This window comes from Vibrio sp. TRT 1302 (assembly GCF_050113875.1).
Lineage (GTDB): Bacteria > Pseudomonadota > Gammaproteobacteria > Enterobacterales > Vibrionaceae > Vibrio.
In genome coordinates, this window is record NZ_JBNJOF010000003.1 from 367988 (window position 1) to 386993 (window position 19006).

16 protein-coding genes and 1 riboswitch are annotated in these 19006 nt (G+C 46.5%); of the genes, 4 read left to right on the forward strand and 12 right to left on the reverse strand.

What is annotated here, in order from left to right; all coding sequences use genetic code 11:
- Positions 1-21: 21 nt before the first annotated feature.
- The 7 genes from ACQEXP_RS06795 to thiD form a co-directional block, all read right to left on the reverse strand.
- Positions 22-3159: an efflux RND transporter permease subunit gene (locus ACQEXP_RS06795; protein WP_269375271.1), complete on the reverse strand. Its 3138-nt coding sequence runs from the start codon at positions 3157-3159 to the stop codon at positions 22-24.
- Positions 3156-4868 carry an efflux RND transporter periplasmic adaptor subunit gene (locus ACQEXP_RS06800; protein ID WP_426968979.1) on the reverse strand — a complete coding sequence of 571 codons (1713 nt, stop codon included), beginning with the start codon at positions 4866-4868 and terminating at the stop codon, positions 3156-3158. The genes ACQEXP_RS06795 and ACQEXP_RS06800 overlap by 4 nt, the downstream gene beginning before the upstream one ends.
- An 11-nt stretch (positions 4869-4879) precedes the next feature.
- Positions 4880-6247 carry a TolC family protein gene (locus ACQEXP_RS06805; protein WP_426968980.1) on the reverse strand — a complete coding sequence of 456 codons (1368 nt, stop codon included), beginning with the start codon at positions 6245-6247 and terminating at the stop codon, positions 4880-4882.
- 92 nt (positions 6248-6339) lie between these two features.
- Positions 6340-6780, reverse strand: coding sequence for a hypothetical protein (locus ACQEXP_RS06810; RefSeq protein ID WP_426968982.1), 441 nt, complete (start codon positions 6778-6780; stop codon positions 6340-6342).
- Between the two features lie 117 nt (positions 6781-6897).
- Positions 6898-7383 carry a VOC family protein gene (locus ACQEXP_RS06815; protein ID WP_269375274.1) on the reverse strand — a complete coding sequence of 162 codons (486 nt, stop codon included), beginning with the start codon at positions 7381-7383 and terminating at the stop codon, positions 6898-6900.
- 130 nt (positions 7384-7513) lie between these two features.
- Positions 7514-8257 carry a phosphatase PAP2 family protein gene (locus ACQEXP_RS06820; protein WP_426968983.1) on the reverse strand — a complete coding sequence of 248 codons (744 nt, stop codon included), beginning with the start codon at positions 8255-8257 and terminating at the stop codon, positions 7514-7516.
- Between the two features lie 142 nt (positions 8258-8399).
- The gene (gene thiD / locus ACQEXP_RS06825) at positions 8400-9230 is read right to left on the reverse strand and encodes a bifunctional hydroxymethylpyrimidine kinase/phosphomethylpyrimidine kinase (protein ID WP_426968984.1); all 831 of its coding nucleotides are present in this window, start codon (positions 9228-9230) and stop codon (positions 8400-8402) included.
- A 99-nt stretch (positions 9231-9329) separates the two neighbouring features.
- A riboswitch (TPP riboswitch) is annotated at positions 9330-9439 on the reverse strand.
- Positions 9440-9551: 112 nt separating this feature from the next.
- Between thiD and ACQEXP_RS06830 the strand changes: the two genes are divergently transcribed.
- Positions 9552-10382, forward strand: coding sequence for an HDOD domain-containing protein (locus ACQEXP_RS06830; protein ID WP_269375277.1), 831 nt, complete (start codon positions 9552-9554; stop codon positions 10380-10382).
- 93 nt (positions 10383-10475) lie between these two features.
- A complete protein-coding gene (locus ACQEXP_RS06835; RefSeq protein WP_426968986.1) occupies positions 10476-11363 on the forward strand; it encodes a LysR family transcriptional regulator in 888 nt (295 codons plus the stop codon).
- Between the two features lie 67 nt (positions 11364-11430).
- Here ACQEXP_RS06835 and ACQEXP_RS06840 read toward each other — a convergent pair whose 3' ends face one another.
- The 5 genes from ACQEXP_RS06840 to ACQEXP_RS06860 all read right to left on the reverse strand — a co-directional run bounded on the left by ACQEXP_RS06840 (position 11431) and on the right by ACQEXP_RS06860 (position 17490).
- Positions 11431-11583, reverse strand: a complete 153-nt coding sequence (locus tag ACQEXP_RS06840; RefSeq protein WP_171052237.1) for a hypothetical protein — start codon at positions 11581-11583, stop codon at positions 11431-11433.
- 391 nt (positions 11584-11974) lie between these two features.
- Complete coding sequence (locus ACQEXP_RS06845) at positions 11975-13852, reverse strand: PhoX family protein (RefSeq protein ID WP_426968987.1); 1878 nt, start codon at positions 13850-13852, stop codon at positions 11975-11977.
- Between the two features lie 462 nt (positions 13853-14314).
- A complete protein-coding gene (locus tag ACQEXP_RS06850) occupies positions 14315-15148 on the reverse strand; it encodes an arginase (RefSeq protein WP_426968988.1) in 834 nt (277 codons plus the stop codon).
- Between the two features lie 5 nt (positions 15149-15153).
- Entirely contained in the window at positions 15154-15879 is a 726-nt protein-coding gene (locus ACQEXP_RS06855; protein WP_419723629.1) for an IclR family transcriptional regulator, read from the reverse strand.
- Positions 15880-16095: 216 nt separating this feature from the next.
- Positions 16096-17490, reverse strand: coding sequence for a glycoside hydrolase family 1 protein (locus tag ACQEXP_RS06860; protein WP_426968990.1), 1395 nt, complete (start codon positions 17488-17490; stop codon positions 16096-16098).
- A gap of 203 nt (positions 17491-17693) precedes the next feature.
- Between ACQEXP_RS06860 and ACQEXP_RS06865 the strand changes: the two genes are divergently transcribed.
- Both ACQEXP_RS06865 and ACQEXP_RS06870 read left to right on the forward strand, forming a co-directional pair.
- A complete protein-coding gene (locus ACQEXP_RS06865) occupies positions 17694-18113 on the forward strand; it encodes a universal stress protein (RefSeq protein WP_269375282.1) in 420 nt (139 codons plus the stop codon).
- Positions 18114-18339: 226 nt separating this feature from the next.
- Entirely contained in the window at positions 18340-18999 is a 660-nt protein-coding gene (locus ACQEXP_RS06870; protein WP_269375283.1) for a nitroreductase family protein, read from the forward strand.
- The last annotated feature ends 7 nt before the right edge of the window (positions 19000-19006 follow it).

Consider the following 19006-nt stretch of genomic DNA (forward strand, 5'->3'; position numbering starts at 1 on the left):
GAGGCTGATCACGTCGTAGGGTTATTGTTTATTGGGTTGAGCAGCCACTTCTCGCTGCTTCCACAATTTAAAAATCGCTGGTAACACCAACAGAGTAAGCAGTAGTGCTGACGCCATACCACCGATCATCGGTGCGGCAATACGTTGCATCACTTCTGACCCCGTTCCTTGGCCGTACATAATCGGTATCAAGCCAATAATGACGGTCAGTACGGTCATCATTACAGGACGGACGCGGAGTCCCGCACCTTGGCGAATGGCGTTAGTGAGATCTTCCATTTGCAGTGGCTGTTGCTTATCCGAGGCGGCTAGTTTGGTGTAATGCCATGCCTGATTGAGGTAAACCAACATGATGACCCCAATCTCGACCGCGACACCGGCCAAGGCAATAAATCCAACCCCTACTGCTATCGAGAAGTTGTAGCCAAGGTAGTGCATCAGCCATAAGCCACCGACCATCGCAAGTGGCAAAGTCATCATGATGATCAGCACTTCGCCAATACGACGGAAGCTGAAGTAGAGCAGCAGCATGATGATGGCGATGGTGATTGGAACCACAACGCCCAAACGTTCTTTAGCGCGTTCCATGTATTCGTACTGTCCCGACCAAACCAGCGAGTAACCCGCAGGGAGCACAAGCTGCTCAGCCACCGCCTGTTGTGCATCGGCAACATAAGAGCCCAGATCTCGGCCATCAATATCAACAAATACCCAACCATTTGGACGTGCGTTTTCGGTCTTGATCATCGGAGGGCCGTCTTCGTAACGAATATCAGCAACATCCGCCAGTGCGATACGAGCGCCATTCGGCGTCACCAGAGGCAGGTTCTGCAATTTGACCACTGAATCACGGTAGTCTTGAGGATAACGAACGTTGATTGGATAGCGCTCTAACCCTTCAATGGTTTCTCCTACATTCATGCCACCGACTGCTGTGGAAACCACCTGCTGTACATCTTTGATACTTAGGCCATAACGGGCAGCCGCTCTGCGCTTGATATCAATGGTGACATAGCGACCACCAGCAACACGCTCAGCATAGACAGAGGCCGTCCCCGTCACCTGATTTAAGATAGGCTCTAACTGAGCACCAATTTTCTCAATTTCACTCAATTGTGGACCTGAGATCTTGATACCAATCGGAGTCTTAATCCCGGTCGCCAGCATGTCGATACGTGTTTTGATCGGCATAACCCATGCGTTAGTCAAACCAGGGAATTGAACCAGTTGATCAAACTCCCGACGTAGCGATTCCGTTGTGACCCCTTCACGCCATTGATCGCGCGGTTTCAACTGAATCACGGTTTCAATCATGGTGAGAGGTGCTGGGTCAGTCGCAGTGTCCGCTCGACCAATCTTGCCCCATGCAGTTTCCACTTCAGGAACGGTCATGATCAGCTTGTTGGTTTGTTGCAGTAGCTCACGTGCTTTACCTATCGAGATCCCTGGGTAAGTGGTCGGCATGTACATCAAATCTCCCTCATCCAAAGGAGGGATAAACTCACTGCCTAGCTTAGTTGTCGGATAGTAAGCCGATGCCATCAATGCCATTGCCAGCAGCAAAACACTTTTAGGGTACTTTAGGCTGAAGTTAAGCATAGGTTTGTAGAGCGCGATGAGTCCCCTATTGATTGGGTTTTTATCTTCAGGCAGCACTTTGCCTCGAATAAAATAGCCCATCAGTACTGGCACTAACGTAATTGCCAGACCTGCTGCCGCAGCCATGGCGTAAGTTTTGGTGAAGGCGAGTGGCGAAAACATCTTGCCTTCCTGACCTTCCAGTGCAAACACAGGCACAAAGCTCAATGTGATAATCAACAATGAGAAGAACAATGGCGCACCCACTTCCTGAGCAGCATCACCAATCACCTGCCAACGATTCTTGTCCGTTAGCGGTGTGCGTTCTATATGTTTGTGCACGTTCTCGATCATGACGATCGCCCCATCAACCATGGCGCCGATGGCAATCGCAATCCCCCCCAGTGACATAATGTTAGCGTTGATGCCTTGCCAATGCATGATGATAAATGCAGATAAGATACCAACCGGTAAGCTCAAGGCGATGACGAGCGACGAACGAATATGGAATAAAAACAGAGCGCAAACTATCGCCACGACGATGAACTCTTCCGCCAGTTTCTTCCACAAGTTTTCGACCGCCGAATCGATCAGTGTTGAACGGTCATAAGTCGCAACAATCTCAACCCCTTCCGGTAAGCTTCGCTGTAGTTCATTAAGCTTGTCTTTGACGTTCGCAATCACCTGACTGGCGTTCTCACCAAAGCGCATCACGATCACGCCACCAACCGCTTCACCTTCACCGTTCAGTTCAGATATACCACGACGCATTTGCGGCCCGATGTTGATGTCGGCAATATCACCAAGCAGCAACGGGGTACCTTTTTTGGTCACTTTTAGTGGCAGTGCCTGAATATCTTCTATGCTCGATAGATAACCTGTGGTGCGAACCATATGCTCAGCTTCGGCCACTTCAACCACTGATGCGCCCGTCTCTTGGTTACCATTTTGAATCGCCATATTGACTTGTTGCAGGGTGAGGTCGTAGGCACGCAGCTTGGCAGGGTCAATTTGCACCTGATACTGCTTGACCATACCGCCAACGGTAGCGACTTCAGATACACCCGCTACGGTTTGCAGCTCATATTTGAGGAACCAGTCCTGCAAACTACGAAGTTGCGCTAAATCGTGCTGGCCTGTTTTATCCTGTAAAACGTAGCTGTAGACCCAGCCAACCCCTGTCGCATCTGGACCTAACGTCGGCTTGGCACTGGCAGGCAAATTAGGAGCAACTTGACTCAAGTACTCTAAAACTCGCGAACGTGCCCAGTACATGTCGGTATCATCGTTAAAGATGATGTAAACATACGAGTCACCGAAAAATGAGTAACCGCGTACCGTTTCCGCGCCCGGCACAGCCAGCATAGCTGTCGTTAAGGGATAGGTAACTTGATCTTCAACCACTTGTGGAGCCTGTCCCGGATAGCTGGTCTTAATGATCACCTGCACATCAGAGAGATCTGGAATCGCATCCACTGGCGTATTTTTTACACTGTAAAGACCCGCAAAGATCAGTGCGGCAGTCGCCAGTAATACCAGTAAACGATTACTGATCGACCAACGGATAATGGCACCAATCATAATGCCTCCTTAGCACGAACCAGTTGCTTCAATTGATAATCGGTGCCTTGTTTAGCCACTAGAAATCGAACTTTCTCACCTTCCTCAAAACCAGAAAGGTCCACTTCATCTCCAACAGAAAAATTCATTTCACCCGCTTGCCAGCTCCACTCGGCGACAGGAAGATGTTTTAGAGTGATCATATTAAAATCGGCCATCAGCATCGATATATCACCACTCATCCAAACTTCAGCCGCAACAAGGCCATCGCCAATCTTGTAGTCGACGATCTGATATTTGCCTTCGGGCGTCTTTTGCATTGCAAACTCCAACGCCTGCCCTTGCGCCAGCGCATCCATGTCAACGCCTTCCGCAAGATCAAAGTTCATCACCATGCCCGGCCAATTCCATTCAGGAACAGGTTGATGGCTGATCGTTAACATTCGGTGCTGTGCCATAACATCCGTTATTTCACCTTGCGCCCAAACCGTTTCAGCGGGCGCTTCTACACCATTGATTCTTGACAGATCCGCACTTTGACTTGATTCAGAATCAAGCAGGAAGTGAGCCGAGGTGACGATCGCTTGCCCTTGTTCAAGCCCTTTAAGCACTTCGACTTTATCGCCAGCTTCACGACCGACTTCGATACGTGCAGAGCGATATTTTCCTTCACCTTCAGCCAGCACCACACGAGCCATGCCTCCAGAGCGGATTACCGATGAGCGAGGAATGGTCAGCACTTTTTCGCTACTTACGGGTTTAAGAGCAACATTGGCAAACATATTCGGTTTCAGTTCCCCGTGAGGATTTGGGAACTTCAGACGCACGCGCAGCGTTCGCGTATTAGGGTCAAGGATCGGATAGACATAGTCGACCTCACCCTGCCACTCACCACCAGGGATGGCATCAAGCGTCATCGACGCACTGCTGCCCTGCTTTATCCAGTGAGCCTGTCTCTCAAACACTTCAGCATCGACCCAAACCTCTTTCAGCGGTCCAGCACTAATGACTGCTTGAGCCGGAGATAGGTAGCCACCTTCACGAATATTCAGGCTAGCAATGACACCATCCGCTGGCGCTTTAATTTCGATGGTCTGCTGAGCCTGACCACGACGCACGATGTCACTGATTTGCGCCCTATCGACCCCAAGGGTGACTAATCGCTCGGTCGCCCCTTTAATCATGCCCTTACGTTGAGTCTGATGGGCACTGAGTAACTCTTCTTGTGCTTTGATCAGTTCAGGAGAGTAAAGAGAAAACAGCACACTGCCTTTTTCAACTTTTTCACCGACCGCGTTGATATAGAGTTTTTCAACCCAGCCAGACACGCGTACGTTGGTCTGCCATAGGTTACTTTCATCAAAGGCGATATAACCAACCGTTTCAATACGAGGCGCAAGTTCTGCAAGTTCTACTTGTGCGGTTTTCACGCCTAGATTGTTCTCCACCGAGGGATCGATAGTAACGGTACCAGGCTGGCTTGCTCCGCCATTCTGGTCTTCTGCATAAACAGGGATAAGATCCATCCCCATCGGTGACTTACCCGGTTTATCACGCTTGTAGTTTGGGTCCATCGGCGCAACCCAGTACAGAGGCTCACTGTTCGAGACAGATTCTGAAGCTTGCGCCACACTCATATCATGGTTTGCACTCGGCAAATACATGCTGGCCGCAAAGCCCAATACGCCACCCACTACTAAAGCCACGCTGGCTACTTTAAATGTCGTCATCTTCTGTTCCTTTAATTTTGAATGCGCTGAGCCGGAGGCGTAATCTGATATTCAAACCCTCCCAATAAGGCGGCCAACTGGCTGCTCACCCTATTCCAATCTGTCATTAACCGTTCTAGTTCAAGCTGCAATGCCAACTCATCGGTCGTCGCAGAGATAACATCACTGAACTGTGCGGTATTATTTTGATAGCCACGTTCAACCGCCTCAGTACGAGAAGAAGCTTGAGGAATTAAGCTGGATTGGTATCGTTCGATCCGTTCGTTTAAGTTAGAACGGTCATTGAGCAAGGCATTCGCTTGTGCATTCATTTGCGCTAACAGGGTATCTTTCTGAGATAACGCCGCCCCAACCTGATACTGAGCCGCGGCGAGGTTGTTGTCCTGACGGTTGCCAGTAAACAGAGGAATATCCATCGTCAGGTAAGCACTGACAAGATCCGAAGCTGGCTGTCCGTTCATACCGTTGGCCTGTCGATAGGCGTACATCACTTCAACGCCAAACTGTGGCGTATAAGCCTGCTCTGCCATCTCTACCTGAGTCTGATTAACTGACACATTCAGTTCGGCCATCTTGATCATCGGATGCTGATTGAGCAGCGGATACAGATGGTTTGACTGACCAGCCTGATCGAGTTTGCTATCTAACATCGCCCAGTTGAGTTGATTACTTGCCTTGAGGGAAGAGGCGCTATCGAGCCACTGAGACCCGAGCCACTCCGAAAGCTGAGCCACAATTCGACTCTGTTGCTGGCGGTTGGCCTGTAGTTTCTCATCGAGCTTATTGACTTGAAGTTGCGCATTGAGCAAGTCTTGAGCTTCACTTTTGCCAATTGAATAATTGGTCTGAAGATATTGCTCCATCTCGACCATCAGACGACGATTTTCATCCAGTAGTCGCTGTGCGTGTTGCAAATAGCCCAATTCTAGCCATAGCTGAGTCATCTGATTGGCGACTTCACGTTCTCTGACTTCTATTTGCGCCGTCAGACCATCCGCTTGCTGGTTGGCTTGCTTTTGCTTGAGCTCTAGCGTTGACCCGCGCTCAAACTGCTGCATCAAACCAACAGAGATGTTGGTCATAGGATCTTTATCGAACTGAAAGCTATCAACGGGTAAGCCACCCACGCCGACTTTCAACTTGGGATCCATCAAAGTGGCACTGGCTATGCCATTTGCACGCATTGCTTGTGCCTTGGCGGAAAACTCGGTGCGGTTTCCATCTTGGGATAACGCCGCCTCAATCAGAGACGTCAGTTGTTTAGTTGCGACCTCTCTTTGACCCGCTTCATTTCCATTTTGATGAGCGAAAGCAAACGCAGGCAAAGTCGCCAAACTCGCACTGACTACCAGCGCGACGAATCTTGGTTCTAAATTCACAATAATTACTCATTGTTTGAAGACACAATTGAAACTCCTGAACAGGCTGAAAATACAGTCAGTACCAAGAGAAAAGAGTTGTAATTTAAGAACTAAGCGGAAGGTGGACGCAGGAAGCTTTGTGGACGCATGATCTTGTCACCAATGGTAAGCGGATAATGCAAAGCTAGCGAATAGGTAATATCACTCAGAGACTGAGTATGCTGGATAGGGTAGAAGGTCGTCGAACAAGCAGAAACACAACAGCGATGCGGGCCATCATCTGAGCTAGAACAACTTACCGTATTTGTTGATGGTTGCTTATCGATTGAGTGTGAACTTCGAAGTTCCTCAACCAAAGAGTGACAATCCGTATTGTTTGTCTGTAAAGATTCAGGCTGGTCAGTGGCATGTTGCTGATGCGACATCTGCGTACTGGAGTCCATAGCAGACATCATCGAAACCATCGACGGAGAACTGGCGGCATAACTCGACATCAACATTGCAACAATGCTGAAAATCACAATCATTAATGATTTAAGTGGATGAGTCATGGCGTACCTTTATCTATGAACTTTGGATGTTAATCCTTACCCCTAGGTAAAGGTCAAGAGCTTATGGCAAGAAAAAAGGATTGGTGCAGCACCAATCCTCTCTAAATTCGTCGACGATTACTCGTAATCTGAAGCGTATGTCTCTTCATAAGTATGTGAGTAAAGTTCGAACAAGTTACCAAACGGGTCTTCTAGGTAGACCATTTTTGCTGGCTTGCTGTCGTCTTCTGGATGGTAGCGCATCACATCCATACGTACCTTACCACCAAATTTCTCAACTTTTTCCATCACACCTTCGAAGTCATCTGTTTGTAGACAGAAGTGGAAGATACCCAAGCGCGAGAAATCAACCTCATGACGTTCCTGACGCTCTTTCATTTCAAATAGTTCCACGCCGATGCCATCAGTTGTCACTAAGTGGGCGATGTTAAAACCTTTAAAGCCTTCACCGAATACTGCGATACACATGCGACCAATCGCCGTCTCGCGTTCTTCAACAACTTTAGTATTGTTCATCACAATGTTAAGACCTAGAGCTTGAGTGTAGAACTCAACCGCTTGATCCATATCGCCAACCATGATGCCCACGTGATTCATTTTCATAATCTGCTCCAAATACATTTCATTTGTTTGTTTCGATGAGGAGAGTATATGGAGCGCAGAGAATTATTTGAAATTATCATTAATTATAAAAATAATAACGAAAATTTATATTCAATTCTCTACAACTTGGCTAATGAGTCGTACTCATCCGCCTAGAAAGCAGCTTATTGACTGCCCAGTCAAATCGGGGAACAACAGCGTAAACCGCCGCAACGAATACAATAGAGCCGACTAAATCGATAGGCCTATGCATACCTAACCACAATCGACTATAGGCAACAGCCACAGCCCAACAACCTAGTAAAGCCGCAAGTGTGTAGCGTTTATTGCTAACAAAGATACCACCAAAAAACGCTAAGCAAATCGACGCAAAAATCGTGTGTCCTGATGGAAATGAGTAGTCTTTTTCGCCCTGCCAGTGACGGGTTCTCCACTCGGTGACTTGTTGCGAAATTTCATCTATCACTTGAGATTTTTGCAAGGAGTCTAGTTTGTAGAAGTGTTCTGGTTTGGGGATCAGCAACTGATGCGCGAGCAACTCGGTGTATGGGCGTGGGCTTTCGGTCATATGCTTTAAGCCCGTTTTAGCAGCAAAACCAATCACCAAAATAATCGCTAGTTGCACCATTTTATTAATGAATTCTGGATGGTTGCCTATTATTCGCCAAGTGATGAACACCAAAAGCGATAGTGAAAACAAAAAACCTGAAGAACCCGCAGAATCAGTCAATACAGTGAAAACTATCCCAGTAAAGTCATTCACTTCACTGAGTAGATCAATATGACTCACAATTAACGACATCGGCGCGATAACCAGCAAAAATGCCACAAGCAGCACCAGACCATCACGCTTATTTTTCAACAGATTTTTCACGATATAGATTCACAGCAGCACAAGAGGAGAAGGAATAGTAGTTTACTTCACTGGCAGAAATTATCAGTTCAATGTCAAATTGGTGAAAGTTAACTCACCTCCACCAATCCGATCACGCTTTGGGACTTTATCACTCATGCCGCTACCGAACATTGACATGACCACAGAAGAAATGGTTTACAGGGCCATGTCCTTGCCCCACTTTGAGCTGATCTGCGTGAGAGATGGCTTGAGAGATATATTGTTTGCCGAGATACACCGCTTTATGTAGGCGATGACCCTGAGCCAAATAAGAGGCAATCGCCGATGAGAGAGTACACCCCGTGCCATGGGTATTTTTGGTTTCTATTCGCTTGGCGCTCAACAATTCGCTGCTGTTTTGCTCAATCAACAGATCGCTACTCTTATCCGTTTTATCCAAGTGACCACCTTTAAGTAATACCGCTTTAGCGCCTAGCGCTTTGAGTGCATCGATCGTCTCTGTCATCTGGCTTTCATTGTGAGGAACATCCCTCCCAATCAAAGCGGCACATTCAGGCAGATTCGGGGTAATCAAGTCCGCTAAAGGAAGAAGCTGCTGTTTCAATGTTTCGACCGCCGATTGGGCTAATAACGGGTCACCACTGGTTGCAACCATGACCGGATCCACCACTAAATACTTGGGTTGATACTGACGAATTTTACTCGCGACCATAGCGATAATATCAGCGTCCGCAAGCATTCCGACTTTGACAGCAACCACATTAAGATCGGAGAAAACAGCGTCGAGTTGACTCTCAATATGTTCGACAGGGATAGGATGAATGGCACTAACACCGAGTGTATTTTGCGAAGTGACTGCCGTAATGACTGAACAGGCGTAACTGCCTGTCGCGGATATCGCCTTAATGTCGGCTTGGATACCAGCACCACCACCGCTATCTGAGCCGGCAATAGTGAGTACAATAGGTGGTGTGTCTTGAGAGTGTGGCATTTTGGCTCCTACAACAAGACGTACAAGAACCTATGGCGATGAGCAGAGAGAGCTCTATGAGCCGATTTCTCCATCGAATGCCAGTATGACGACCGAACGGTCGATATACATATAGTTCCCTACGCCAGTGCTAACTGAATCAGGTTCAACGGGTCTCGCTTCGCGATCTCAGCCTTAATCCTATTGGGCAGGCTCCCCGACTATTGGTCACAAATCATAACAATAAACTTTCACCGATTACATCAATTATTTATCCGTCAGATGGAGGGGGCTTCCATTGTGAACTATAGTAATTTAGCTCACGGGAATAAGGAGAGAATTATGAGCCAGGAGGCACTACTATCTCGTTTGAACGAGCTGCCAAGGATTCAAAAAGTTCTTCAAGAACTGCTAGACATGGTGACCAAAGACGACGTCGACTTCAGACTTCTTGCCAATAAAATTGCCACCGATCAGGTCTTGAGCGCGCGCTTACTCAGATTAGCCAACTCTGCACATTTTGGCGGTAACAAAACGATCTCCTCAGTTAACGAGGCTCTGGTTCGCGTTGGTACTGCACCGGTGAGGACGTTAGTTGTGGTTTCAGTGCTGTCAGGGGTATTTCCTAAGCTACCAACCTTAGATATCAGTAAATACTGGGAAGAGACGTTTGAGGTATCCATTATTGCCAGCAAGATCGCCAGCGTGACCGATATGGATGGAGACGAAGCTTTTACCACAGGTATCTTACACAATATCGGTGAGTTGATGATCCATGCACTGGTTCCAGAACAGGCCAAAATCATCACTGCTCGGGCAGAAGCCGGAGAAAATGCCATCGCCGTTCAGGAAGAAATTCTTGATATCACTGCGCCAACATTAGGAGCTAAGTTAGCCAAGAGCTGGCACTTCCCAGATGTCATGATTGACGCCATCGCCAATTTTGACCAACCACGCGACGCAGAAATTTCACCTAAAATGGCCACCACCTTACACTTTGCCCGTTCGATTCATCGCGATTGGGACAAGTTAGAAAGTGATGAGGGAAAGAGCCGATATCTGGCCGAGCATCCCGACTCGCGCTTGCTGAATATCTCCACATCATTTGCCTCGACCATAGATCAATTTCGCGGCAATGGAAAAGCGTTAGCGATAGAGCTCAACGCAGCGTAAATCGTACAGCGAGCCTAGGCTCGCCTTCCCCTACCAAAACAATGTGTTATCACCTACACTAGGTTAGATAATTTTTTGTTATGGGCCGTATTAATGCTAAACCCTTCTTGGCTAAAGACATTTGTCACTTTGGTTGATACTGGACACTTCACCAAAACCGCAGAAAAGCTGTTTATGACGCAACCCGGTGTCAGTCAGCATATCAAAAAACTAGAGCACGTCTGCGGACACGCGTTAATCGAAAGACACAACAAAACATTCGTCATCACCGAAGCGGGAAGGACGGTCTATGACTACGCCAACCAACTAGAATCTGAACAAAAAAAGATGTTGAGCTCACTCAGCCAAGACGATCCGTACAGTGGTATGGTGTCTGTCTCTTGTTCGGGTTCACTGGCGTTACTGCTCTACCCTCATCTGCTCAATTTACAATGTAAACACCCTGAGCTTATTCCCCTGCTGGAAGCGGCTCCTCACCACAAAATCCTTGCTGACGTCATCAAGGGTGAGGTCGACATGGGGATTGTGGCAAACGAACCGACTGATCCACGTATTGATTCACACAAGTTTGGTTCTGAGCCGCTATGCCTGATGCTACCTAAAAAAAAGAGCGCCAAAAAACTCGATGAAAAAACGCTTAAAGAGCTCGGACTGATCAGACACCCTGATGCCGAACACTACTTGTCGCTCTATTTTTCACGCTGCGGGGAAAGTCAGCTTGCCGCGATCAATATCAATCACATCCCAACGACGGGATACATCAATCAGCTGAGTCAGATTTTATTGCCTGTCGCGCATGGGCATGGGTTTACTATCTTGCCTAAAAGCGCTCTAGAGGCTTTCCCACTCAAAGACCAAATCGCTGTCTATCAGCCTAAAAGTGAAGTGATTGAAACTCTCTATCTGCTGACTAAACGACACCGACAAATTCCGGCACGCTTTGACACCATTAGGCAAGTCATGAAAAATCAGTTGAATTAGTTGGGAGAGATAAAACGCAAAAAGGAGCCACAGGCTCCTTTTTCACGTGTTTTGTACTTTTCATCATTTATGCTTCGAGAACATCTTCACCAGACATCTCGGAGATCAGCAACAAATCGTCTTCATCGAGTTTCATTCCCAACACAGGGACACCATGTTGAACTATCCAACTGCAGAAGAATACGAATACGCCTAAAGCGACAAGACCAAGTGATAGCATAGCCAAACCTCCTCCGTGGTTATCAAGAAAGTATCGATAACTTGAAGATGTGACTTTTTGAGAAAGATAAAGCAAAAGGCCTACGGAAATACTTAGTTCTATTACGTTTGTCGATTCACTCTTAACGACGGGTTCGTTAAGCCCTGTGTGTCGATTTGGGTTCAGTTTATTCGTATTTACTTTGGGAGTTTACTCGATTCTCTACACCTTTAAGTTACTGAGATACCTTTTCAATATAGTGATACCGTACACGTGAAGCAACTATATTTAGTGGTGAATGAATAGAAGATCACAAATTTTATGCCTACACACGCATAATTATCGCAAACTCGCCTGTAGCAACACAAAAACGGGGCACAAAGCCCCGTTTCAAAACCCAGTTTATGAGTGTTTATGCGCCAATCACGCCACCATCTTCTCGGGTAATCGCCATGATGGTTGAACGCGGTTTAGTGCTACCCCCGCCAGGGAAGTGCGAAGGTGCTCCGTCTTCACCTGGGTGCTGAACACCAACAAACATGGTTTTATAGTCTGCTGAAAAAGTAAGGCCGGTAATCTCACAAGCGACAGGGCCGGTAAGGAAACGACGCACTTCGCCCGTCATAGGATCACCACACAACATTTGGTTGTTACCTTGGCCAGCAAAGTTTCCTTTGTTCGAGTAATTACCGTCAGTTTGGATCCACAAACGACCCGCGCTATCAAAACCAATACCATCAGGACTGTTGAACATGTTATCCGCATTAATGTTGTCACTGCCTGCATACAGGCTACCCTGATGCACTTGTGGATTACCCGCAATCAGGTAGAGATCCCATTCAAAATTGTCACTGATGTGAGAACCGTTCTTTGGCATCCAACGCACAATCTGACCATAGTGGTTTTCTTTACGCGGGTTAGGACCACCTACAGGCTGTCCCTCTTTAACACCACGGTTTTTGTTGTTGGTTAAGGTGCAGAATACATGCTTGTTATCTGGGTGAACCGCGACCCACTCAGGACGATCCATGGTTGTTGCGCCCACTTGAGTTGCCGCACGACGAGCAAAGATCAACACTTCAGCCTGATCCATAAAGCCATTCTGCTTTGTTAGCCCATTTTTACCATGCGTAAGCTCGATCCACTGACCTTTACCGCGCAGCTCTTTATCATCCATCTCGAATTTCGCCACATACAATGTGCCTTCTTCAAGTAGGTTGCGATTCGCTTGGTCATTACCCGGCTGGTATGTGTTCTTAGAGACAAATTTGTACAGGTGCTCACCACGCTCATCATCGCCTAGGTACACCACAACATGACCGCTGTCATCCACTAATAATGCGGCATTTTCATGTTTAAATCGGCCTAAAGCCGTGCGCTTAAGTGGGGTTGATGTGGGGTCATTCGGGTCAATTTCTACTACCCAACCAAAACGGTGAGGTTCATTTGGGTGCTTGGAAACATCAAAACGCTCATCACTATCGTGCCATTGATACTTGCTTGGTGCGGCTTTTACGCCGTAGCGTTTATGGTCAGCGGTAAGATCGGCACTCGCTCTAGTACCAAAGTAGCCATTGAAGTTCTCTTCACAAGTTAGGTATGTTCCCCAAGGCGTTTGACCGTTCGCGCAGTTGTTAAACGTACCCAGAGGCTTCATTCCCGAAGGATCCAGCTCAGTTTTCATTAAATCATGACCAGCCGCAGGCCCGGTTAGCTTCATTTCAGTGTTGGCTGAAATTCTACGGTTTCGCATGCCATTTTTATCCAGCTTCCACTCACCGCCTTTTCGAATGATTTCAAATACCGTAACACCGTGAGCAGCCTGAGCTTTTAACACATCGTCGGCAGTCATGGCTTTACCGCCATGATCAAACAGTAGGTCGTAATTGGTGTATTCATTATTTACCGCGATGACCGCTCGGTCTTCGCTGATAGGAAATAGGCTCATCCCATCCGTGTTATCCCCAAACTGACGCAATTGAGCCATAGAATCTTGCTTACCACTCGGGTCAAACTCAGGGGCATCTGGGAAAATCGGGTCTCCCCACGACAGCAGCGGCGTTGCTTTGTAGCCTTTAGGTACAATAAACGCATCGGCCGTCGAAGCAGGAACTGCTTCGAAGTTGAGCAGTGGACTGTCGTTGTTAGCGGCAAAAGCCTTAGTAATTGGGTTTAGTGAAAGAAATGCACTTGCACTAACGGCTGCGGTACCAGCTAAAAAACGACGACGTGATAAACGCGCTTCGATCATTTGGCTGAATTGAGAATCCTGACTGTCACGATCCCACATTGCTGACTCCTTGCTTGAGTAGTTTTTATCTCTTTGGCGCAGATGGTAGACAGCAAGCATGACAAACAAGTTAAGCTATTGTTTCGTATTGATTAATAAAAATAGACAGAAAGAGTGAATTTACATTTCAACTTCATTAAAGTGCGCTATGGTTCACTTTTGACTGATAAATAGTGTAATACGTACAAAAAAATGTGATCAAAAACCTAGATCTTTTCAGATTTGGTGGCTACATTGTTGATTGTTCATGAGGAACTACATTCACATAAGCTCATTGAGGAGCATGTTTGTTTTTTAAGTGAGGGATTATCATGAAGAAAATGAGAAAAGCACAATTGCATCGCGTACGCATTCAATACTGGAAAGAGTCGAACAAAGACGCGAACAAATCATCTTAATGTGCTAACCCACCGTACTAAGCTGGCTTAACCGCCAGCTTTTGTGTTTTTATCGCTGTGAAAATTAGGCAGCTCTGTGGCTTAAGGGAAACAGTTGAGCTAACTCATGCATGATGCTTTGCGTCTGTTTTGAGTAAAGATGTTTATCTTTATAACCCACCAATTGTACCTGACGCACCTTTCCAGAAATCAGTAACTGACGAATCATACGATTGACCATCTGCACATCCAATGCCGTTCCTTGCTCCAATCTCGAGACTGGGTAGAGGCAAGATAAGTCGATGTTAACCACCACATCATGACAGTGTGCTAAAAAGCTCGCCAACTGATTCTTAACCTGAAAACGATGACTGAAGCTGCATTCTTCACCCGTCATCCAATCACAACCTAAGTCTTCAGCGTATTCTAACAAGCGCTCTGGATGCTGGTTAATATCCACCCCTAGGCAGAACAGACGACACTCATTGTAGCGAGCAAGCGCAAAATGGTATGCACTACCTTGAACTGGCTCTAGTGACGCCTTGAGTTCAAAGTCTCGACCAATATGTACAATGCCAAGCTCTTGTCTGGAGGAATGCAATAGAGGCAGCGAGTGGAGTATGGTTTCACTGTTATTCGTAAACACAACTGGCAACGTCTCAGTACCAAGGTAACGGCTCAACTGATGCTGGTATTTAGTCACTGGCTGAGCAGTAAGGTTGTAGTGCCCACCATTTAACCAGCTAAAACCATCCAGCTCTTCAATCCACTGATAAATCTCCTCCAAGCTTTGATCGGCCATTTCGAAATCCACCAGCTTCATCGGCTTGAGCTTTTCACTAACGGTGAGAAGAGCTAAGCGATGAGACAACATCCCTGTGAGATTTTGATCTTTGTTGCGTCGAAATAGGCCAAACATATGAATTACCTTTCTGGGGGCAATGCCCTCGCTGCTTGAAGTACGTGAAGAATGATCCTCTGTTGATTTAATTGAACTCGATGAGCAGGAGCCATTACTGAAATCGCACCGATCAGTTTGGAGCCTTTCATTACTGGCGCGCTGATACCAGAAACACCAGAGTCAATTTCTGAGGTACTGACGGCATAACCCTGATTGCGGATTTGCTCCAGTTCCAACTTCCACTGTTCGTGGCGTTCTTGTTCCCCAAAATAACGCAAGATTTTTTCACATCGCGTTGCTGGCATGTAAGCCAACATAACTTTGGATGAGGCGCCTCGTAACAGGGGTTGACTTTGACCCTGGACGTAGCTGCAACGAAGCGCCTGCATGCTCTCTTTGCGACTCACACACAATGCTCTGTAACCAACAGGCACCATATAAGCCGCCATCTCACCCGTCTGTTTCTGTAAGCGGTTCAACACTGCGTCAACGACATCTAAGTCGTGTTGACTCGTTTCATAACTGCGCATCAATAGCAGTGCTGCTGGACCGATGATCAAGGTTTTGTCATTTGGACTTTCCTCGATCAGGTTCCACTCTTTTAGCAACTTCAAATGACGGTAAAGACTACTGATCGGTGTGCCTAATTGTTCACTCAACTGTTTGGCTGTGATCGGCTCATCATTGACCGCCACCTGCATTAATAGTTGAAGAACTTTTTCGTTAACCTGTCCGCTATTCTGTTTCATAGAGTTCACGCTATTGTTGTAGCGTTTTCGATTGATAGTGATCAAATTGTATTCTTACTTGGTAGGAATTTATAAACAAAATAATGCTACATTTCTTACTATGTGAGAATGAAACAAACTAAAGGCGATCATTTTCTCAGTGCATTTGTCTAACTTAGGTGTGAATAAAAAGGAGCCTCATAACGGCTCCTTTTACTTGTACGGAATAATATTTGGCTATTTCTGCGTAAGGCTAGCACCATGAGTGGCAATCACCTGTTGGTACCAGAAAAAACTCTTTTTGCGTTTTCGTTCTAAAGTACCGCGTCCATCATCATGCCTATCAACATAGATAAATCCGTATCGCTTGCTCATCTCGGCGGTTGAGTTGGCCACCAAATCAATGGGTCCCCAACTGGTGAATCCCATCAGCTCAACGCCATCTAACATCGCTTCATGAGCCTGAACCAAATGATCATTGAGATAAGCGATTCGATAATCGTCATTGATTTGGCCGTTGTCATCGATTTCATCACGAGCTCCAAGACCATTCTCCACCACAAATAATGGCTTTTGGTAGCGGTCGTACAAAAAGTTAAGCAGTATACGTAGCCCTTTAGGGTCAATGAGCCACCCCCACTGACTTTTCTCAAGGTAAGGATTCGGAACGCTGTCAACGATATTACCCACCTCTTTTTGCTTAGGATCCGCACTCGCGCAGCCGCTGGCGTAATAACTAAATGAGATAAAATCGACACTCGCACTGGCTAACAACTCAAGATCTCCAGGTTGCATCTCAATCTCGATGCCTTGTTCACGGAAATATCTCAACATATAACCTGGGTACTTACCCCGCGTCTGGACATCACCAAAGAATAACCACTTGTTGTTCTCATGCATCGCTGCAATCACATCATCAGGATGACAGGTGTATGGGTAGTTAATCGCGCCAAGCAGCATATTGCCTATCTTGCCATCTGGAATCACCTTGTGGCACAGATTAACGGCTTTCGCGTTAGCCAGTAGTTGGTGGTGTATGGCTTGGTAAATCTGCTGTTCACTGGCCTCTTCGGCCAAGCCAACGCCAGTAAATGGCGCGTGAAGCGACATGTTAATCTCGTTGAACGTCAACCAAAGTTTGACTTTGTCTTTGTAACGTTCAAATACCGTGTGCGCATAACGCTCAAAAAAGGTAATCAATTCGCGGCTAGCCCAACCGCCATAATTTTCGACTAACGCATAGGGCATCTCATAATGAGATAGGGTCACAAACGGCTGAATATTATGCTTAGCCAGTTCATCAAAAATCTTGTCGTAGTAAGCCAACCCCTGCTCATTTGGCTCTAGTTCATCGCCATTTGGATAGATTCGTGTCCACGCAATAGAAAGTCGTAAGCAGTTGAATCCCATCTCATCGAATAGCTCAATATCCTGCGGATAACGATGGTAGAAATCGATCGCAACATCCTTGATTCCTTCACCACGTTGTTCACGACTTTGATGCGGGCTTAATATGCCATTTGGCAACATATCAGAAGTTGATAACCCCTTGTTATCCAAGTCAAAAGCGCCTTCTACCTGATTGGCAGCGATCGCGCCGCCCCAAAGAAAATTGGTCGGGAATGTGGTCATGTTCAGTTCCTAGTCAGTCGTTTATCTGCCCACCATTGTAGACCTAGCCTAGCCAAACAAATGAGGTCGGGATAATTGCTTTATATTTCCTATTTTGTTGGCCTTTTTATGTAAGCTTTTGGCATTTTCGAGATCTTGACGGCACCTTTATCCAACCTCAAGGTTTATGCTTAGATTAGGATATTCACTAGAAGGTCATGTTTATGAACTACAAACATATTCTTGTTGCTCTTGAGCTTACTGAAGAAAGTAAAGTGTTAGTCGATAAAGCGGTCTACTTGGCAAAACTTACTAATGCCGAGGTTTCATTTATCCATATTGACGGCTCTCACGGGGAGATTTACCCAGAAGTTGTCGACCTTCAAACCGAGACGAATCATCCGCCGTTTGGTGAGCACACCATTGAACAAATCCGCTCATTTGAATCGTACAGCTCATTCCCTATTAAGCACATCTTGCTTGGCACAGGGGACCTAGCCGATAAGTTAGCGAATACGATTGAAAATAATAACGTCGATCTCTTGCTCTGTGGTCACCACCACGATTTTTGGAGCAAAATTGTCTCTTACTCCAAACATTTAGTCGATGCATCTCCCGTTGATATCCTTGTGGTACCTATCTAGCCCATTGTTGCTCCGCTCAACGTTGATAACGGGTCTCATAGCGAGACCCGTTTTTCATTTTTATGCGCTTCTAACCGACGCCTGACCACGCTGCATTATGGACAAAAAGTTCCATAGTGATTGGCAAATATCGCTATTTTTCCGTTATTTATCATGACGTAAATTACCCTCATCAAGAGACGCTGACGGCAATTGGCGCCAATTATAGAGAAAGTTAGGAGCCCATATGACTCATCCAATTATCAAAGATTTAGAAACTCGCTACACCGCTAAAAAATATGACGCGACCAAGCGCATTTCAGCGCAGGATATTGAAACCATCAAGCAAGCGATCCACCTATCTGCTTCATCAATCAACTCGCAACCATGGAAATTTATCGTGCTAGAGAGTGATGAAGCAAAACAAAGATTTCACGACACGTTTGCCAATAAGTTTGCGTTTAATCAACCACACGCGAAAGAAGCATCACATACGATTTTGTTTGCCCATAACCCACGTTATACCAAAGAGCAGTACAAAAAAGTTGTCGATGCAGAGGTGACATCAGGTCATTTACCAGCAGAGCGATACAACGACATGCTAAACGGTGCGTTCGGTTTTGCTGAACTGAACACCGATGAGGCTGGCTACAACGGAAATTGGACGAAAGCTCAAACTTACATTGCCCTAGGTAATACCTTACACACACTGGCACGCTTGGGCATTGCTTCGACACCAATGGAAGGGGTTGATGCCGAGCTAATCGGTGACGTATTCAAAGAAGAGCTAGACGGATACGTATGTGATTTTGCACTTGCAATGGGCTACCACAAAGAAGGTGAAGACTATAACCACGGTCTGCCAAAAGCTCGTTTGCCTATTGAAGACGTTATCACCACACTTTAAAGCAACG

Excerpts from the sequence above, each read along its gene's own strand:
- ACQEXP_RS06870 (WP_269375283.1), top strand. The coding sequence starts at position 18,340 with ATGACTCATCCAATTATCAAAGATTTAGAAACTCGCTACACCGCTAAA.
- ACQEXP_RS06810 (WP_426968982.1), bottom strand. The coding sequence starts at position 6,780 with ATGACTCATCCACTTAAATCATTAATGATTGTGATTTTCAGCATTGTT.
- ACQEXP_RS06860 (WP_426968990.1), bottom strand. The coding sequence starts at position 17,490 with ATGACCACATTCCCGACCAATTTTCTTTGGGGCGGCGCGATCGCTGCC.
- ACQEXP_RS06845 (WP_426968987.1), bottom strand. The coding sequence starts at position 13,852 with ATGTGGGATCGTGACAGTCAGGATTCTCAATTCAGCCAAATGATCGAA.
- thiD (WP_426968984.1), bottom strand. The coding sequence starts at position 9,230 with ATGCCACACTCTCAAGACACACCACCTATTGTACTCACTATTGCCGGC.
- ACQEXP_RS06800 (WP_426968979.1), bottom strand. The coding sequence starts at position 4,868 with ATGACGACATTTAAAGTAGCCAGCGTGGCTTTAGTAGTGGGTGGCGTA.
- ACQEXP_RS06850 (WP_426968988.1), bottom strand. The coding sequence starts at position 15,148 with ATGTTTGGCCTATTTCGACGCAACAAAGATCAAAATCTCACAGGGATG.
- ACQEXP_RS06840 (WP_171052237.1), bottom strand. The coding sequence starts at position 11,583 with ATGCTATCACTTGGTCTTGTCGCTTTAGGCGTATTCGTATTCTTCTGC.
- ACQEXP_RS06830 (WP_269375277.1), top strand. The coding sequence starts at position 9,552 with ATGAGCCAGGAGGCACTACTATCTCGTTTGAACGAGCTGCCAAGGATT.
- ACQEXP_RS06835 (WP_426968986.1), top strand. The coding sequence starts at position 10,476 with ATGCTAAACCCTTCTTGGCTAAAGACATTTGTCACTTTGGTTGATACT.
- ACQEXP_RS06865 (WP_269375282.1), top strand. The coding sequence starts at position 17,694 with ATGAACTACAAACATATTCTTGTTGCTCTTGAGCTTACTGAAGAAAGT.
- ACQEXP_RS06855 (WP_419723629.1), bottom strand. The coding sequence starts at position 15,879 with ATGAAACAGAATAGCGGACAGGTTAACGAAAAAGTTCTTCAACTATTA.
- ACQEXP_RS06815 (WP_269375274.1), bottom strand. The coding sequence starts at position 7,383 with ATGAAAATGAATCACGTGGGCATCATGGTTGGCGATATGGATCAAGCG.
- ACQEXP_RS06795 (WP_269375271.1), bottom strand. The coding sequence starts at position 3,159 with ATGATTGGTGCCATTATCCGTTGGTCGATCAGTAATCGTTTACTGGTA.